At 71.3% G+C, this 14312-nt stretch carries 15 protein-coding genes and 1 pseudogene; 11 read left to right on the plus strand and 5 right to left on the minus strand.

The window, feature by feature from the left end:
* The first annotated feature begins 21 nt into the window (after positions 1-21).
* The 5 genes from BMZ92_RS31830 (at position 22) to BMZ92_RS31850 (ending at position 5241) form a co-directional block, all read left to right on the plus strand.
* Positions 22-1389, plus strand: coding sequence for a GH1 family beta-glucosidase (locus BMZ92_RS31830; protein ID WP_091515258.1), 1368 nt, complete (start codon positions 22-24; stop codon positions 1387-1389).
* A gap of 506 nt (positions 1390-1895) precedes the next feature.
* Positions 1896-2807: a LysR family transcriptional regulator gene (locus BMZ92_RS31835; protein ID WP_091515261.1), complete on the plus strand. Its 912-nt coding sequence runs from the start codon at positions 1896-1898 to the stop codon at positions 2805-2807.
* Positions 2808-3288: 481 nt separating this feature from the next.
* Positions 3289-3618 (plus strand): putative quinol monooxygenase, encoded by a 330-nt coding sequence (locus BMZ92_RS31840; protein WP_091515264.1) that lies wholly within the window; start codon positions 3289-3291, stop codon positions 3616-3618.
* Positions 3619-3629: 11 nt separating this feature from the next.
* On the plus strand, positions 3630-4070 hold the full coding sequence (locus BMZ92_RS31845) for a MarR family winged helix-turn-helix transcriptional regulator (RefSeq protein ID WP_091515267.1): 441 nt from the start codon (positions 3630-3632) through the stop codon (positions 4068-4070).
* A 40-nt stretch (positions 4071-4110) separates the two neighbouring features.
* The gene (locus BMZ92_RS31850) at positions 4111-5241 is read left to right on the plus strand and encodes an FAD-dependent oxidoreductase (protein WP_091515270.1); all 1131 of its coding nucleotides are present in this window, start codon (positions 4111-4113) and stop codon (positions 5239-5241) included.
* A 72-nt stretch (positions 5242-5313) separates the two neighbouring features.
* Here the strand turns inward: BMZ92_RS31850 and ggt are convergent, their stop codons facing one another.
* The 3 genes from ggt to BMZ92_RS31865 form a co-directional block, all read right to left on the minus strand.
* Entirely contained in the window at positions 5314-7143 is a 1830-nt protein-coding gene (gene ggt, locus BMZ92_RS31855) for a gamma-glutamyltransferase (RefSeq protein ID WP_091515272.1), read from the minus strand.
* Between the two features lie 97 nt (positions 7144-7240).
* Positions 7241-7870, minus strand: coding sequence for a DedA family protein (locus BMZ92_RS31860; RefSeq protein WP_091515316.1), 630 nt, complete (start codon positions 7868-7870; stop codon positions 7241-7243).
* Positions 7867-8496 carry a phosphatase PAP2 family protein gene (locus BMZ92_RS31865; RefSeq protein WP_091515275.1) on the minus strand — a complete coding sequence of 210 codons (630 nt, stop codon included), beginning with the start codon at positions 8494-8496 and terminating at the stop codon, positions 7867-7869. The genes BMZ92_RS31860 and BMZ92_RS31865 overlap by 4 nt, the downstream gene beginning before the upstream one ends.
* A gap of 97 nt (positions 8497-8593) precedes the next feature.
* Between BMZ92_RS31865 and BMZ92_RS31870 the strand changes: the two genes are divergently transcribed.
* Positions 8594-8974: a BlaI/MecI/CopY family transcriptional regulator gene (locus BMZ92_RS31870; RefSeq protein WP_091515277.1), complete on the plus strand. Its 381-nt coding sequence runs from the start codon at positions 8594-8596 to the stop codon at positions 8972-8974.
* A 4-nt stretch (positions 8975-8978) separates the two neighbouring features.
* A complete protein-coding gene (locus BMZ92_RS31875; protein WP_091515280.1) occupies positions 8979-9935 on the plus strand; it encodes a M48 family metalloprotease in 957 nt (318 codons plus the stop codon).
* A 12-nt stretch (positions 9936-9947) separates the two neighbouring features.
* On the opposite strand, the gene BMZ92_RS38420 is transcribed toward BMZ92_RS31875, so the two are convergent.
* The gene (locus BMZ92_RS38420; protein ID WP_091515318.1) at positions 9948-10397 is read right to left on the minus strand and encodes a cupin domain-containing protein; all 450 of its coding nucleotides are present in this window, start codon (positions 10395-10397) and stop codon (positions 9948-9950) included.
* On the opposite strand from BMZ92_RS38420, the pseudogene BMZ92_RS38900 reads away from it, so the two are divergent.
* Both BMZ92_RS38900 and BMZ92_RS38425 read left to right on the plus strand, forming a co-directional pair.
* Positions 10390-10635, plus strand: a pseudogene (locus BMZ92_RS38900) (hypothetical protein); the annotation flags it as partial. The gene BMZ92_RS38420 and the pseudogene BMZ92_RS38900 sit on opposite strands and share 8 nt — an antisense overlap.
* A 53-nt stretch (positions 10636-10688) precedes the next feature.
* Positions 10689-11072 (plus strand): ABC transporter permease subunit, encoded by a 384-nt coding sequence (locus BMZ92_RS38425; RefSeq protein WP_245783382.1) that lies wholly within the window; start codon positions 10689-10691, stop codon positions 11070-11072.
* Here BMZ92_RS38425 and BMZ92_RS31890 read toward each other — a convergent pair.
* Positions 11062-11859, minus strand: a complete 798-nt coding sequence (locus BMZ92_RS31890) for a helix-turn-helix transcriptional regulator (RefSeq protein ID WP_143249993.1) — start codon at positions 11857-11859, stop codon at positions 11062-11064. The genes BMZ92_RS38425 and BMZ92_RS31890 overlap by 11 nt on opposite strands.
* A 110-nt stretch (positions 11860-11969) precedes the next feature.
* Here BMZ92_RS31890 and BMZ92_RS31895 point away from each other — a divergent pair, with 110 nt between their 5' ends.
* Together BMZ92_RS31895 and BMZ92_RS31900 are read left to right on the plus strand one after the other, a co-directional pair.
* A complete protein-coding gene (locus tag BMZ92_RS31895; RefSeq protein WP_091515286.1) occupies positions 11970-13520 on the plus strand; it encodes an AMP-binding protein in 1551 nt (516 codons plus the stop codon).
* Between the two features lie 215 nt (positions 13521-13735).
* Positions 13736-14284: an EF-hand domain-containing protein gene (locus BMZ92_RS31900; protein WP_091515288.1), complete on the plus strand. Its 549-nt coding sequence runs from the start codon at positions 13736-13738 to the stop codon at positions 14282-14284.
* The last annotated feature ends 28 nt before the right edge of the window (positions 14285-14312 follow it).

Consider the following 14312-nt stretch of genomic DNA (forward strand, 5'->3'; position numbering starts at 1 on the left):
CCCCGCGATCCGAGGAGTCCCATGCGCCTTCCCGACCTCACCGCCTTCGGCCCCGGGTTCCGCTGGGGTGCCGCGACCGCCGCCTACCAGATCGAGGGCGCCGTCGCCGAGGACGGCCGGTCACCGTCCATCTGGGACACCTTCTGCGCGGTCCCCGGCGCGGTGGACGGCGGCGACACCGGTGAACACGCGTGCGACCACTACCACCGCTGGCGCGAGGACGTGGGGCTGATGCGCGAGCTCGGCCTCGGGGCGTACCGGTTCTCCGTCGCGTGGCCCCGGGTCGTGCCGGGCGGCACCGGCGCGGTGAACCGGGCCGGGCTGGACTTCTACGACCGCCTGGTGGACGCGCTGTGCGAGGCGGGGATCCGGCCGAACGTCACGCTGTACCACTGGGACCTGCCGCAGGTGCTGCAGGACCGGGGCGGCTGGCCGGTGCGGGAGACCGCGCAGGCGTTCGCCGACTACGCGGCCGTGGTCGCCGCCCGGCTCGGCGACCGGGTCACCGACTGGGCGACGATCAACGAACCGTTGTGCACCGCGTGGATAGGGCACCTGGAGGGCCTGATGGCCCCGGGGCTGACCGACCTGACCGCGGCCGTCCGGGCCGCGTTCCACCTGCACCTCGCGCACGGCCTGGCCGCGCAGGCGGTGCGCGCCGCGTCCCCCGGGCCCGTGCGGCTGGGCATCACCAACAACCTGAGCACGTGCGAGCCCGCGACGTCCGGGGAGGCCGACAAGGCGGCCGCCCAGCGCGCCGACGGGCACATCAACCGCTGGTGGCTCGACCCGGTGCTGGGGCGCGGCTACCCGGGGGACATGCTGGAGGTGTACGGAGTGGACCTGCCCGAGCGTCCCGGTGACCTCGCCACGATCGCGCAGCCGCTGGACTGGCTCGGCGTGAACTACTACTTCCCGCAGATCGTCGCGGACGATCCGGGGGCCGTCCCGTACTTCCGGCAGGTGCCGGGGCCGGGGCCACGGACGGGAATGGACTGGGAGGTGCACGCGGCGGGCCTGGAAGAGCTGTTGCTGCGCCTGGCCCACGAGTACGGGGTGCGTGAGCTGGTGGTCACCGAAAGTGGCGCGGCGTACCGGGACGTCGTGTCACCGGACGGCGCCGTGCACGACCCCGAGCGCGCGGCCTACGTGACCGAGCACGTGGCGGCGACCGCGCGCGCCGCAGCCGCGGGAGCCCCCGTGACGGGGTTCTACGTCTGGTCGCTGCTGGACAACTTCGAGTGGGCGTACGGCTACGACAAACGCTTCGGCCTCGTCCACGTCGACTACGCCACCCAGCGCCGCACGATCAAGGACAGCGGTTACCTCTACGCCGACCTCATCGGGGAACACCGGCGCCTTACGCACAGGCCCACTTCGTCCGGGTAGCAAAGGGTGGGCTCGCCGCCAGCGCGGTCACGGCAGCGAAACCCGCCGCCGTATGACGGGCGGCCACATCTCCTGTGCCACGGTGCGCGCAGGCGTGCTGGTGCGCGGCCGCGAGCCACATACCTGGCGCTCGCCGTACTTGGCGGCTGTCGGACCGGCAACGCGCGAGCCGGCGGATCCGCCGATCCACGGTACGGCAAGTGCGAGTCCGTACTGCCACGGCGCGAAGTGGAGGTCACACAGCACGAGCACCCCAACCAGCGGATGGCGACGAGGGCGCCGAAACACTGGCAGGGCTCGAACGCACGACGCTGAGGGCGATCAAGGGCGAAGGCGCCGAACCCGAGACCGGAGCCGTAGGCACTGACCGCATACGCGGCCCACAGCCATCCGAATCCCGCCCGAGCTTCCGGTGCGCCACGTCGTTCCTTCATCGGGTGTGTCCGCGACCGCCGGTTCTGCCCGGGTTAGGCAATCCCGAGTGGCGACTTGGGAGGTAACAACCGATCTTCTCGGAAGGACGGTTCCAGAGCGCGGCCGACGAACTCGGCCTCACCCAGCAGGCCGTCTCGAAGCGCATCGGTGCTCTAGAGCGTGAGCTCGGCGTGGTCCTCTTCGCCCGCGGACCCCGCGGCGCCACGCTGACCGTCGACGGCCAGGCGTTCCTGCCGCACGCCCGCGAGCTGCTCCAGGCCGAGGACCGCGCCCTCGCATCGGTGCTGCCCGGACGCCGGGCGCTCCGCGTCGGCGTGCGGAACCGGCGGACGGCACCGGCCACGCTCCTGCACGCCTTCTACCAGCAGCGCCGCGTGCGCGACCTGGACGTTGTCACATTGCCCGACCTCAACCTCGAGGCGGCGCTGGCCGCCGTCGCGGACGCCGTGGACGCCACGTTCCGCGGTCTGACCGACCCGAGGAGGCAACTCTCAGGCACGGGACTCTCGAGCGCCCTGGTCATCGAGGACCGCCACGAGCTGCTGGTCGGCCCGAAGCACCCGCTTGCAGATGCTCCGTCTGTGACCCCACACCAGCTCGCCGATCACCCGATCTGGATGCCGGGACTGCCCAGCGGGGACGAGGTCTCGGCCTACTACACCGAACTCAGCGCCACTTCCGGGATCACCATCGACGTCCTCGGCCCCGCGTTCGGCGCCGAGGTGCTGATGACCGAGATCGCCGAGTCGGCGACGCCCGCCAACCTCGTCGGCGAAGGCTCCCGCTATCTCTGGCCCACGCACTACGACCTTCGACGCATACCGATCGTCGACCCCGGACCGGTCTTCCCGCTGTGGGGCATCTGGCGTACCGACAACCGGCAGCCCGATCTGGCCGAGCTACTCGCCTTCCTCGAAGCCGACTCCACTGGCCGGCAACGCAGCGACACATGGCTCCCGTCCTGGGCCCGCCAAGACCACTAGCCAGAGCTGCTGCAACTTCGGTGAGCAGCTACGACGCCGTCGTCGTGTCAACGGGCCCCAGTCCGCAGTTCTAGTCGCGCGGATAGTGTCGCAACCCCCCCTCGGGCACGGACGCCACAACAGTTGAGCCTGCGTGAACTCCTCAACGCTGCCAATCGCCGGGCTCGCCGGTGTCCGGCAACGGATGACCCGATCCGGCGCCGGTTACCTCGCTCTCAAGGCCGCGGTGGCGACCGGGCTCGCCGTGCCGCGCTCACCCTTCCCCCATGACCACTCCCCTGAACTCCGAAGACCGCATCGACCGCTCCCTGCGCACGCTGATCTGGGTGGGGGTGATGGGGGCGTTCGCGCTGGGGTGATCACCGAGCACCTCCGCGGGTTTGCCTCCTCGTGTACTGGAGGAAGCACCTGCAGCTTGACACTTAGACCTCTAACAGTTAGTCTTCTAAGTGTCAGCGGAGTCGACCGACAGGAGTACGAGATGCATGCGAAGCAGCCGGGAATGGTGCTGAAGGTCAAGGCGAAGCCCGGAATGGGGGACGAACTGTTCAAGGCTTGCCACGAGCTCCACTTCAACGGTGACCCGGACGGCCCCGTCGAGTGGGTGCTCGCTCGCTCGGACGAAGACCCCGACCTCATGTGGGCCTTCGAGTTCTACCGCGACGACGCGTCGTTCGACCGCCACTATTCGAGTGCGGCGCTCCAGGAAGGGCAGCTCGACGAAGGGCACCAGCGAATCGCCGACCTCGTCGCCGACGGTGCCGACGAATGGGGCGTCCGGGCGCCGGTGCACGTCGTCTCGGCCAGTTGAGGGTTCGACGTATGGATGCGCGGGAAACGACCAGCAGCCTCGAACTGATGCGCTGGATCGTCTGGGCACAACGGAAAAGCGGCGAGGACTGGATCCGGGAGCGCGGGCTCACCCACGAGCAGAGTGCCGCGCTCGTCTACCTGGTCCACAACCCCGGGGCGATCCAGCGTGACATCGCCCAGATGAGCCGCACCAGCGCGGCGAGCGTGTCCAGCCTCCTGCAGGGGCTCGAGCGGCGCGGTCTCGTCGAGCGGCGCACCGAACCCGGCAACGAGCGCAGCAAACGCGTCTACGCGACACCGGCGGGGCGCGAACTCATCGCCGGGTTCGACACCGCGATGACCGGCGTCGAGGAGACGATCCTGGCCCCGCTGGACCAGGCCGAGCGGGCCACCCTGCAGACCCTGCTCGGGAAGATCGCCGCGGACCTGCCGCAGCCGGCCGGGTCCTGACCCCGCGCGTGACTTCCTCGCGCGTCCGAACAGGAGCATCATGACCACCCCTCACGTGACGATCATCGGCGCCGGTCTCGGCGGCCTCACGCTCGCCCGCGTCCTGCACGTCCACGGAATCCCGGTCGCGGTCTACGAAGCCGAGCCCGCGCCGACGGCCCGCGCGCAGGGCGGGATGCTCGACATCCACGACTACAACGGGCAGCTCGCCATCGAGGCGGCAGGCCTGATGGACGAGTTCCGCGGCATCATCCTCCAGGGCCGCCAGGCCATGCGGATCCTCTCCCCCGACGGGACCGTCCTGCTCGACAAGCCCGACGACGGCGACGGCGGACGACCCGAAGTGCAACGGGGCGACCTGCGGCGGATCCTGCTCGGCTCACTGCCTGCCGGCACCGTGCAGTGGGGCCGGAAGGCCGTCAGCGCCCGTTCCCTGGGCGAGGGGCGCCACGAGGTGACCTTCGCCGATGGCGGCACCGTCACCACGAGCCTGCTCGTCGGAGCCGACGGCGCCTGGTCACGGGTGCGGCCACTGCTTTCCGAGGTCACCCCCGAGTACACCGGTACGTCCTATGTGGAGACATATCTGTTCGATGTGGACATCCGGCACCCGACTGCCGCACACGCCGTCGGCAGCGGCTCCATGGCCGCGCCGGCGGCGGGCAGCAAGGGGATCCAGGCCCACCGCGAGAAGGGCCAGACCATCCACACCTACGTCGTACTCCGCCAGTCGCAGGAGTGGTTCGGCGCCATCGACTTCGCCGACGGTGCGGCCGCCGCCGCACGGATCGCGAAGGAGTTCGACGGGTGGGCGCCGGAGCTCGCCGCGCTGATCACCGATGGCGACGTCCCACCGTTGCTGCGCCCCATCTTCACCCTGCCGCTCGGGCACAGGTGGGAGCGGGTGCCCGGGGTGACCCTGCTCGGCGACGCCGCCCACCTCCTGCCACCGAACGGCGAGGGCGCCAACAGCGCCATGTACGACGGCGCCGAGCTCGGCAAGGCCATCGCCGCACACCCCGGCGACATCGAGGCCGACCTCACCCGGTACGAGGAAGCCATGTTCTCCCACAGCGTGGAGTTCGGTTCCATCGGCGCGGAACTCCACGACGTCGACGACGACCCGGCCGCCGCTCTGATCAAGTTCTACACGGAGCACACACCGCACTAGCCGCCGGGAAGCGGGCACGGACGCGGCGGCGTCCGAGGTGGACGGTGTGCCGGGCGTGCTTCTTCCCGGGGGTCAACCGCGGGGCACGACCACCCCCGCGGACGTGCCCCCTCGCCGCACGGGCTCCCCGGCCGCGAGCACCTTGCCGTGTCCCAGGAACTCCAGGCCCGCCGCCACCCCGATGTCCGGCGGGATCGTGATCGACGGGTCGAGCGGCGAGGTCGTGTTGACCGTGAAGCGCTGACCGAGCCGCTGCAGTTCCGGCACCGCGGGATCGGCGAGGAAGCCCGGCTCCGCCTGCGTGGTGGTCGAGTTCCGCTGGGACGCCCTCGGCGCGGCGATCGCCTGCGGCAGGGTCATCCCGAAGTCGATCCGGTTCACCAGGACCTGCAGCACGGTGGTGATGATCGTGGCCCCGCCGGGCGAGCCGAGCGCCAGCCACGGCCTGCCGTCGCGCAGCACGATCGTCGGCGACATGCTCGACCGCGGCCGCTTGCCCGCCGCGGGCAGGTTCGGGTCGGGAACCCCGGGCTGCAGCGGCGTGAAGTCGAAGTCGGTCAGCTCGTTGTTCAGCAGGAACCCGCGGTGCGGGACGACGATCCCGCTGCCGCCCAGCTGCTCGATGGTGTTGGTGTAGGACGCGACGTTGCCCCACCGGTTGGTCACGACGAAGTGGTTGGTGTGGGTCTCCCCGTCCGGCTGCCGCGCCTGCACCGGCCCCGCCGGCGTGCAACCGCCCGCGCCCGCGGCCGGATCGCCAGGGGCGACGGGACTGGTCAGCGCGTGCGCCGGATCGATCAGGCAGGCCCGCTGCCTGCCGAACCCCGGCGACAGCAGCCCCGCCAGCGGCACGTCCGTGTAAGCCGGGTCGCCGACGTAGCGGTTCCGGTCGGCGAACGCCAGCCGGGTCGCTTCCAGGTAGTGGTGCAGCGCCTGCGCCCGGCTCATCTCGCCGAGCGCGAAGTTGCCGAGGATGTTCAGCGACTCGCCCACGGTGGAACCGCCGCTCGACGACGGCACCATGCCGTAGACGTCGTAACCGCGGTAGTTCACGTGCGTCGGCGCCACGGGCAACGCGCGGTAGGTGGCCAGATCCCGCAGCTGCATGAGGCCCGGCCGCGGCCGCAGCGTCGCCCCTGGCGCCAAGGGCAGCTCGTGCACGGTGCGCACGACGTCCGCGCCGATCGGACCGCCGTACAGCGCGGTGATCCCCTCGCGGCCGATCTGCCGGTAGGTCGCGGCGAGATCCGGGTTCCGCAGCGTCGTCCCCACCTCGGGCAGCTGCCCGCCGGGGAGGAACAACGCGCTCGTCGAGCTGAACTGGGCGAACCGCGCGGCGTTCTGCCGCGTCTGCTCCCGCAGCGTCTCCGTGACCCGGAAACCGCGCTCCGCGACGTCCACCGCCGGCCGCAGGTCGTCGGCGAGCCGGAAGCGGCCCCACCGGGCGAGTGCCTGCTGCCAGGTGGCCAGCATCCCGGGCACGCCCACGGACAACCCGCTGGTCACGGCGGCGGGGAAGGCGAGCGGCTGCCCGGTCGCGGGGTCGAGGAACAGGTCGGCGCCCGCGGCGGCAGGGGCCGTCTCCCGGCCGTCGATCGTGTGCACGGAGCGCGTCCGCGCGTCGTAGTACACCAGGTACCCGCCCCCGCCGAGCCCGGCGACGTAGGGGTCCGTGACGCCGAGCGTCGCGGCGACGGCGACCGCCGCGTCGGCGGCCGTCCCGCCCGCGCGCAGGATCCGCAGGCCTGCCGCGGTCGACTCGGGCGTGTCGGACACGACCGCGCCCCCGCTGCCCACGGCCACGGGGCCGAGCACCGGGGCAGCCGCCGCCGGCGTCAGTGATGAGCCGAGCAGGGTGACGGCCACGGCCGCCGAGACGACCGCGAAACGCGAGGTTCCCATCGGGCATCCTTTCCGGGGTGGGGCCGGAGCTGCTCCTCCGATCCTGTCGCACATCCGGCGAGAGCGCTGCCCGCCGGCGGAGGGAACGGCCCCCGCGCTATCGACCCGCGGCTCCACGGCGCGAGCGGCGACGGCTGCGCCACAGCTCCAGGAAAAGCGGGACCAAGGACACCACGACGATGATCGCGATGATCGGCAGCAGGTACTGGTCGATGCCGGGGATGCTCGCGCCCAGCAGGTAGCCGGCGAGCGTGACGCCGATCGACCACAGCAGGCCCCCGAGCACCTGCCACAGCGCGAACTTCCGGGCCGGGACGGCCAGGATCCCGGCCATCGGGTTGAGCACCGTCCGGACCACCGGGATGAACCGCGCCAGGACGATCGCCTTCGCGTAGCCGTAGCGGCCGAGCAACTCCTCCGCGCGCTCGACCCCGCGGTGCAGGTGCGGGTTCCGGACCCGCGCCAGCAAGGGCCGGCCGCCACGACGGCCCAGCACGAAACCGGCCTGCGCGCCGCTGATCGCGCCCGCCGCCGCGGCGAGCAGCACGACCGGCAACGAAAGGTGCACGACGGTGGCGCTCGTCGTGCAGAACAGTCCGGCGGTGAACAACAGTGAGTCGCCGGGCAGGAAGAACCCGATCAACAGACCGGTCTCCGCGAACAGCACCAGGAACACGCCCGCCGCACCGAGATCGGCCAGCCAGGACGTCGCACTCAACGGGTTCACGCCGACCGCCACCGGCCTTTCAGCGCCAACACTTGCGCGCCCGTCCCGACCAGCGGGGACAGCCGCCCCTCGCGACCCCGGCGGACCAGAGCCGCGAGTGGCCGCCGGGCCACGAGGCCACAGGCCGCCACCGCCGCTCCGAGGACAGCGCCGGCGAGGACGTCGTGCGGATAGTGCGCCCCGACATACACCCGCGAGAACCCGACGAGCGCCGCCAGGACGAAGGCGAGCAGGCCGACCCGCCACGCGACCAGCAGCAGCCCGACCGCCGCCGACACCGCGAGCACCACGTGGTTGCTCGGGAACGAGTAGTCCGTGGCGAAATCACACGGCGCGACCGTCGGCGTGCCGGGATAACGCAAACACGGCCGGGGCTCCCGGACGAGGACCTTCACCAGGTTGCTCAGGCCGTAGGCCAGCAGGACACCGAGCGGAACCCACAGCGCTGCCGCCATGGCCTCGGCCGGCCTGCCGCGCGCCCGCCACCACATCGCCGCCACGAGAACGGCGAGCAGCACCAATCCGGCATTGGTATAGACCTCGAAGAAACCGTGCAACCACGGCGTCGACCGCGCGAACCCGGCCACGTCGAGGTACCAGCCACCGTCGATCACTCCTCCGTCCACGTGAAGGCCTCCTTTCCGGCATCTACTTCTACACGAGTGTAGAAGTAGCGTCGGGGAGACGAGCTCGGCGGGTACGACAGCGGTGTAGATTGACGTCATGCGGAACCGGCGGAAGGACGCGCTGCGACGAGCACCCGGCGCTCTCGAGGCCGAGGTGCTGACGGTGCTGTGGAACGCGGAGGAACCGCTGTCACCCGCCGAGGTCCAGGCGCGCCTGGAGGACGACCTGGCTTACACGACCGTCGTGACCATCCTCACCCGGTTGCACGACAAGGGCGTCGCGACGCGGGAGAAGCACGGGCGGTCCTTTCGCTACCACGCGGTCGACGACGAGGCCGGTCTCGCCGCGCGGAAGATGACCAAGGTCCTGGAAAGCGAGCCCGATCGCGGCAGTGTGCTGGCCCGGTTCGTGACGCAGCTGTCCGAGTCGGACGAAGAGGTCCTGCGCGCGTTGCTGCGCGGCGACTCCGGGGGCTGACCGCGTGGACGCCGACATCCTGGTCCCGCTTCTGCTGCCCCTGCTGGCCTGGCCGGTGTCGCGGTTCGTCGCGCCCCGGCTCCCACCCCGGGTGGCCGGCTGGCTTCTCACCGGCAGCAGCCTCCTCCTGGCCGCGGCCAGCACCGTCGCGCTGCTCCTGCTGGCGTTCGCCGGGCTCTCTCTGATCCCGGCCGTCGCCGAGGCCGGACACTGGTCGCCCGGCGTCCTGCGGAACCTGGACGCCGTGAACGTCCCCGTCTCGATCGCCAGTGGTGTGCTGCTGGTGGTCCTGGGCGGCCGGTTGTTCCGCACCGCCGTTCGCTACCGGCGCTGGGCCCGGCAGTTGTCGCGGGAGCTGGACGAGCACAGCCGGGACGGCGGCGTGGTGATCCTGCCCGGCGCGGAGCCGGTCGCGTTCTCCGCGCCCGGCCGGGGTGGCCGCATCGCGATCTCCAGCGGCATGCTGGCCGCCCTGAGCCCGAAGGAACGCGGCGCGCTGCTGGCCCACGAGCGTGCCCACCTGCACCTGCGCCACCACCTGTTCCTGATCACCGTGGCGCTGTCCTCGGCCCTCAACCCGCTGCTGCGCCCGCTCGGCACCGCCACCGCGTTCGCCCTCGAACGATGGGCCGACGAAACCGCGGCCACCCACCTCGGAGATCGCAGCCTCGTCGCGCGGGCAGTCGCGAAAGCCGCACTCGCCGGCCGCACGCCCCACCCGTTCGCCCTGGCCGCCAGCGGTGGTCCCGTACCCCGCCGGGTGTCCGCCCTGCTGGCGGCACCGGCCCCCGCCAGGCCAGCCGCCATGCTGGCCGGCGCCCTCGTACTCGGCCTCGCCGCACTGTCGGCGCAGACCGCCCTCGACGGCGCATCCGACCTGCACGACGGCATCGAGATCGCGCAAGCAACAGCTCCCGGGCAGAACCCGGCCGCGCACCACGGCGCACCAGCCCTGCGGTGAGCACGCCTTCTGTCAGGACGTGCGTTCGGCGCCGACGAGGACGTAACACATGAGCGCGGGCTTGTCGCTGCGGTTGTGCCAGGCGTGGCGGGTTCCCTGCTGCACGACACAGGCCCCGGGGGTCAGTTTGACCTCCTTGCCGTTGTCGAGCTCCAGGTGGAGTTCCCCTTCGAGGCAGATGCCGTAGTCGACCGTGTCGGTGGTGTGCATTCCCGGGCTGTCCGGTTCGAACACCCCCATCAGGCCGGGGAGCCGCTCTTCGGCCTCGGCGGCGAGCTGGTGGGGTCGCCGAGTTGCTCCGGTGCCGAGGACTCCGGCGCCCAGCGGAGAAACAGCACCCTGGTGCCGCCGGGGCCCGGGAAGAAGGGGAACAACTTCGGCTGCTGTGGTTTCGTGCCGACCGTGGGTCCAGAAGTTCAACCAGGCCGTCGCCCAGCGGCCGGACCTCCTCGTCGTGTCCATCTTGGACACACAGGCGATGGCGGTGCCGATCAAGAAGGCCCGGAGCGCCGGGATTCCCGTGCTCGCCGTCGACGGGCCGCCCGACCCGTCGGTGGCGGGCGACGTGATGCCCATGTTGTCGGACGACGAAAAGCTCGGTGAGTTCGCCGCCCAGAACATCATCGAGGGCCTGAAGGCCCAGGGGCGCGACTCCGGCAAGATCATCGTCCTCACCGGCACGAAGTCCATGCTCGTCACGCAGGACCGTATGAAGGGCTTCGGCCGGGTGCTGGCGACCGCCCCACGTTCGTCGTGGCCGGGCTCGTACGCTGGTTCACCAGGCTGGGGCGTGAGCTGCGCGCGGTCGGCGGTGACCGCCGGGCCACCCGGGTGGCGGGTGTCGCCGTCGAGCGGCGGCTCGCCGGGATCTTCACCGCGTCCGGCACGCTGGCCGCACTGGGCGGTGCCCTGCTCAGCTACAGCTTCGCGTCGGCCAACCCGGCTCCCGGGCTGCAGCCGCTGATCCTCGCCGCCGTCGCCGCGTTGCTCGGCGGTGTCTCGCTGGCCGGCGGCCGTGGCACGGCGGCCGGCCTGCTGGCCGTGATCGTCGCCATCGAAAGTCCGGGGCTGCACAAGCTGCTGCCGCGGCGAGGAGCACCGTCCCATCCGGACAGCCGGGCCGAGGTCACGGAATGAGGCCGAGACGCCGTGCCCGGACCACGGCCTCCATCCGCCCTTGGGCGCCGAGCTTGACCAGCAGGTTCTTGACGTGGTCCTTCACCGTGTAGACGCCGATGCCCAGCCGCTCGGCTATGGCCTGGTTCGGCAAGCCCGTCGAGAGCAACGCCAGCACGTCCTTCTCCCGTGCGGTCAGGTGCGGCACGGGCGCGTCCGGTGGCGGCTCGTCGACCAGCAGGCGGGCGGCGTTCAGCAGTCGCGCACGCAGCCGGGGATCGCCGATCTCCCCGGCGAGCGCACGCAGGTCCGCGTAGGCCTCGGCGACCCGTGACTGCCGGACGCGCTCTCGCGGCCCTTCCTCGTCACCGTGCCGTTCAGGCAGCCGCCGCAGAACGTCGTCGACAGCCAGATCTTGTTCCAGGACACGGGCTTCCTGCGAGACCGCGTCGAGGAGCCTGCCCAGCTGCCGCTGCGTCGCGCGCAGGGCGACGTAGAGGACCGCGACCGACCGGCGTCCCACCACCACCGGGGCCGCCGCCATCGCCCGCAACGCCTCGGCCCTGATGACCTGGTCGTAGTGGTGCGTGATCGCGGGCGAGCCGACGTAGTCCGGGAGGGACAGCGCGCGCTGCTGGTAGGCGACCCGCCCGCCCATCCCGTGCCCGGCGTTGAGCAGGACGCCGCGGAGCGGCCCGACCACGTGACCGTCGAACGCGTCCAGCAGCACGCCTGATGGCGTCACCCGCCCGGCGAACGCCAGGCTCACGCCGGTCCTGGCGCGCAACCTCGCCAGTGCGGCGGTCACCGGATCGACCCCCCTCTTCGGAGGGTGGCTCGCGTCGTTGCTCACGGCCACAGTGTTACCCGCGTGCCGACGCGCTGACAATCACCCGCCGTTCCGACCCGGAGAGCCCGATGCAGCCTCGAACCCTCGACGTACAGCCCGTTGTCGACGCCTGGCTGGCTGCGTACGACACCGCTGACACCGATGTCGCCCACCTGCTGTGTGACCGCCACGACGCTGACGCCGTCGCTTTCACCTTCGTAGAGCCGGATCTCACCTCCCGTGACGTGACGTACGGCGAGCTGGCCGACCGCTCCCGCCGTCTCGCGACCGTCCTCGCCGGGCGGGGCGTCGAACGGGGTGACCGCGTACCGGTCCTGATGGGCAAGCGCCCCGAACTGGTGACGACACTGCTGGCGATCTGGCGGCTCGGCGCCGTGCACGTCCCGTTGTTCACCGCGTTCGCCACGGGCGCCATCCAGATGCGTGTCGAAGCGTCGCGTGCCCGGCTGGTCGTCACCGAGCCGTCGCAGCGGGCCAAGCTCGACCCCATCGAGGGCATCGAAGTCCTGGAGACGGGCGACGCGTTCGACCGGCTGATCGACGAGGCCGAGCCGCTCGCGTCTTCGGTCGCTATCGGCGGCCGCGGCACGATGCTGCAGCTGTTCACCAGCGGTACCACCGGCAAGCCCAAGGGAGTCCCGGTGCCGGCCCGCGCGCTGGCGTCGTTCCACTGCTACCTGCACTACGGGCTCGACGTCGGCGAGGACGACGTGTTCTGGAACGCGGCCGACCCGGGTTGGGCGTACGGGCTGTACTACGGAATCCTGGCCCCGCTGGTCGCCGGACGCCGCAACCTGCTCCTCAACGCGGGCTTCACCCCGGAGTCCACAGTGGCCGTCATCGAGAAGTTCGGGGTCACGAACTTCACCGGCGCGCCGACGATGTACCGGGCGCTGAGCAAGAGCGGTCTGGTGCGGAACCTGCGCCTGCGCCGGGCCTCGTCGGCGGGTGAACCGCTGACGCCGGAAGTCGTGGACTGGGCGCGCGAAGCGCTCGGCGCCGAAGTCCGCGACCACTACGGCCAGACCGAGCTCGGCATGGTCATCAACAACCACTGGCACGCCGACGTGGCCCTCCCGGTCAAGCCCGGCTCGATGGGGCAGCCCATGCCGGGTTACACGGCCGGCATCGTCGACGGTCAGATCGCCATCGACACCGAGAACAGTCCCCTGCTGTGGTTCACCGGCTACCACGAAGCCCCGGACAAGACCGCGGAACGGTTCACGCCCGGCAACCGCTGGTACCTCACCGCCGACTCCGGCCGGCTCGACGACGACGGGTACTTCTTCTTCACCGCCCGCGACGACGACGTGATCCTGGCCGCGGGCTACCGGATCGGGCCGTTCGACGTCGAAAGCGTCCTGATCACCCACCCGGCCGTCGCGGACGTCGCGGTCGTCGGCCGCCCCGACCCCGAAGGGATCCGCGGCGAGGTCGTCGAAGCCTTCGTGGTCCTCGACGCCGGAACCGAAGCACACGACGACCTGGCGCGCGAACTCCAGCAACTGGTGCGGGACAAGTACTCCAAGCACGCCTATCCGCGCACGGTCCACTTCGTCGACACCCTGCCGAAGACGCCCAGCGGCAAGGTCCAGCGCTACCTCCTGCGCAAGCGCTGAGAGGAGCACCCAGGCGAGCCGTCCACGCGGATGTACCAGCGTCCTTGATCCGGTCCGGTGACCCCGGCCGTCACCGCACCGGATCGCGCACCGGCTGTGACTTCCGGCTTCACCTGTCCGCCGGGGTCTTTCGACCCGGGCTGCCTATCGCCACGGCGTCCAATCAGGACGATGCTGAACCGCGTCCACACAGGACCTCACGAGGGGATGCCACGATGGCGAGCGAATTCCAGCGGCACAAGATCGCGGGCGTGTTCGAGGCGATGGACTCCGAGGACCGCGGGTTCCTCGTCGAGGGCGACTTCGAGGCCCTCGCGGCGCGGTGGACCACGCTGCGGGGCGTGGCACCGGGTTCCGGACAGTACGCACGTCTCCGGTCGATCATGCTGGGCTGGTGGGAATCCCTCAGCTCCACCGCGCGGGACCGCGAACGCGTCCGGCTGGACGACGTGCTGGAGGTGGTCGACCGGCTGCCCGCGATGACCGACGCGGTGACCGCCACCGCCGACTCCATGTTCGAGGCCATCGACGAGAACGGCGACGACCGGATCTCGCGGAGCGAGTACCGCCAGCTGATCGAGGCGTGGACGGGACGGGAAACCGACACCGACGAGGTCTTCCCGTTGCTCGACCTGGACGCCGACGGCCACCTGTCCCGTGAGGAGTTCCGGCTCCTGTGGACCCAGTTCTGGGCGGGCGACGACCCGGAGTCACCCGGGACGTGGGTGTTCGGCCGCGTCGGGACGACGCCGACCACCCGCTGACCGCGGTCCGGCGGCGGAGCCGCAGCTG

Origin of the sequence: Amycolatopsis sacchari (assembly GCF_900114035.1) — a bacterium.
In the GTDB taxonomy this organism is placed as follows: domain Bacteria; phylum Actinomycetota; class Actinomycetes; order Mycobacteriales; family Pseudonocardiaceae; genus Amycolatopsis_E; species Amycolatopsis_E sacchari.

Coding starts and splice junctions, on each gene's coding strand:
- BMZ92_RS31840 (WP_091515264.1), top strand. CDS start 3,289: ATGCATGCGAAGCAGCCGGGAATGGTGCTGAAGGTCAAGGCGAAGCCC.
- BMZ92_RS31845 (WP_091515267.1), top strand. CDS start 3,630: ATGGATGCGCGGGAAACGACCAGCAGCCTCGAACTGATGCGCTGGATC.
- ggt (WP_091515272.1), bottom strand. CDS start 7,143: ATGGGAACCTCGCGTTTCGCGGTCGTCTCGGCGGCCGTGGCCGTCACC.
- BMZ92_RS31895 (WP_091515286.1), top strand. CDS start 11,970: ATGCAGCCTCGAACCCTCGACGTACAGCCCGTTGTCGACGCCTGGCTG.
- BMZ92_RS31830 (WP_091515258.1), top strand. CDS start 22: ATGCGCCTTCCCGACCTCACCGCCTTCGGCCCCGGGTTCCGCTGGGGT.
- BMZ92_RS31900 (WP_091515288.1), top strand. CDS start 13,736: ATGGCGAGCGAATTCCAGCGGCACAAGATCGCGGGCGTGTTCGAGGCG.
- BMZ92_RS38420 (WP_091515318.1), bottom strand. CDS start 10,397: ATGGACACGACGAGGAGGTCCGGCCGCTGGGCGACGGCCTGGTTGAAC.
- BMZ92_RS31850 (WP_091515270.1), top strand. CDS start 4,111: ATGACCACCCCTCACGTGACGATCATCGGCGCCGGTCTCGGCGGCCTC.
- BMZ92_RS31870 (WP_091515277.1), top strand. CDS start 8,594: ATGCGGAACCGGCGGAAGGACGCGCTGCGACGAGCACCCGGCGCTCTC.